This is a genomic window from Methylophaga sp. UBA5088, assembly GCF_002414625.1.
Classification (GTDB): domain Bacteria; phylum Pseudomonadota; class Gammaproteobacteria; order Nitrosococcales; family Methylophagaceae; genus Methylophaga; species Methylophaga marina.
The window spans coordinates 1-2,438 of record NZ_DIAC01000011.1 but is presented as its reverse complement, the minus strand read 5'-3'; the positions used below and the strand labels follow the sequence as shown (position 1 = coordinate 2,438).

General features: G+C 45.4%; 1 protein-coding gene. It reads left to right on the top strand.

Annotation, left to right across the window (positions count from 1 at the left end; all coding sequences use genetic code 11):
• Nucleotides 1–95 precede the first annotated feature (95 nt).
• Nucleotides 96–2,366 (top strand): ABC transporter permease subunit, encoded by a 2,271-nt coding sequence (locus B4K20_RS01530; protein ID WP_289281647.1) that lies wholly within the window; start codon nucleotides 96–98, stop codon nucleotides 2,364–2,366.
• The last annotated feature ends 72 nt before the right edge of the window (nucleotides 2,367–2,438 follow it).

Sequence of the window (2,438 nt, the reverse complement as noted above, 5' to 3'; positions counted from 1 at the left end):
CGGGGCGTTTTTTCTAAATTTATCGCTAAATACACTCCAAATCAGTATGTTTAGCAATGAAGAAAGCAAAAAATAAACTTAAGTGGTATGGCTAGATGCAAGAACAAACCGTCGAGAATAGTGTATTACCAGCGCCTGGCTCCAAAGTAGCAAAGCGCCGCCGTGCCTGGCGTGAAACCAAAGACCGCGTAGCTAAATATGGCGTGGCGGTAGGTGGTATTTCGGTCATCCTCGCTATTGTGCTGATTTTCTTCTATCTACTTTATGTTGTGATGCCGTTATTCCAAGGTGCTAGCCTCAACACCGAAGCCACCTATCACAGCGATACTAAGCCGCCCGTGTTTTTATCTTTGAATGAATACAACACAGTCGCCATGGCAGTTAATGATGATGGTGGTGTCCGTTTTTTTGAAGCACAAAACGGCAATACGATGAACGAGGTCACCTTACCTCTGCAAGGAAAAGCAATCAGTAGTGTCAGTGCTGGTGCAGCCACTACCGGAGTGTTTAGTTATGGCTTTGCTGATGGCCATGCTTTAGTGTTCAAAGAGCGTTATAAGGTCACGTATCCAACCGGAACCCAGCGAGTGATTGTGCCTGAAATCACTTTTCCGCTCGGTGAAAAACATCTCCTCATAGATGATCAAGGTCAGGCAATTGATTTACTTTCCGTTCAGAGTTACGAAGATAAAACGACTTTTGCAGCTTACACTGAAGACAAACGCTTAGTTTTAAAACGTTTCGAAAAAGAAGCTAATTTTCTTGATGACACACAGTTCACTATCATGGAGAAAAAGCACGAGCTTGTCGTAGAAGGCGCTAGTCAGTTGACTAACGTTAAGCTCGATATAGATCAGCGTGAACTTTACTTGGTGGATGATAAAGGGTTTGTTTATTACTACGACGTACAAAACCTGGATAAGCCTCGACTGATTCAGAAAATCAAAGCCGTACCGACCGGGGTTGATATTACTAGCTTTGAATTTCTGACAGGTGGCATTTCAGTATTGATAGGACGTAGTGACGGTCAGATTGATCAATGGTTTCCTGTCAGGGATAAAGACAATAACTACACCTTACACAATGTTCGGAGTTTTGCTGAACAAAACAGTCCGATTATTGCCATCGCACCGGAACAGGCCCGAAAAGGTTTTGTCACGCTGGATGAAAGCGGTCACTTAGGCATTTACCACACCACGGCTCATCGCACGCTATTGGTTGAACCATACGTCGATAATAATGCCGTTATTGCTTTATCACCACGGGCCAATGGGCTTATCAGCTTCACTGATAAAGGTGATGTCAGGTTGCTGGATATTGATAACGAACACCCTGATATCTCATGGCATTCCTTATGGGAGAAAGTCTGGTATGAAAGCCGTGATAAACCAGAATATATTTGGCAATCCTCTTCGGCCAGTAATGACTTCGAACCTAAATTCAGTTTAACGCCGTTAACCTTTGGCACCATTAAGGCTGCTTTCTACGCGATGCTGGTGGCAGTGCCTCTCGCTATCATGGGCGCTATTTTCACTGCCTATTTCATGTCGCCCCGGATGCGCAGCTTTGTGAAACCTACCATTGAAATTATGGAGGCATTGCCAACCGTTATTTTAGGGTTTTTGGCGGGGCTCTGGTTGGCACCATTGGTTGAAGATCAATTACCGGGTGTCTTTACGTTACTGTTTATGTTGCCCGTCATGATTATTCTCACTGCCTGGGGCTGGACGAAACTTCCCAAGCGCTGGCGTGAGCGTATCCCGGATGGTTGGGAGCCTGCGATCTTAATTCCTATCGTGCTGCTGGTGGGGTATGTCTCGATGGCATCGAGTGGCGCAATTGAATTGTGGTTATTTGATGGCAATATGCCGCAGTTCCTGAATGAGATGGGCATTGATTATGACCAACGAAATTCATTAGTAGTGGGCCTCGTGATGGGGTTTGCAGTGATTCCAACCATCTTTTCGATTACAGAAGACGCTATTTTTGGCGTGCCGAAACATCTGACCATTGGTTCTTTAGCGTTGGGTGCAACGCCATGGCAAACCATGACGCGTGTGGTGCTGCTGACCGCCAGCCCTGGTATTTTCTCAGCGGTGATGATCGGTCTGGGGCGTGCTGTAGGTGAAACCATGATTGTGTTGATGGCCACCGGTAACACACCGATTATGGACTTTAATATTTTCGAGGGTTTCAGAGCGTTATCAGCCAATATTGCTGTAGAAATGCCCGAAGCAGAAGTCGCCAGCTCGCATTACCGGGTTCTGTTCCTGGCGGCATTAGTGTTGTTTTTAGCAACGTTTATTCTTAATACCGTTGCTGAAATTGTGCGTCAGCGTTTACGTAATAAATACAGTTCGCTGTAGTAGGAAATAGAATGAAACAACGTTCTTCAATGAAAATCTGGTTTGATAGCGGTAAGCCCTGGGTCTGGTTAA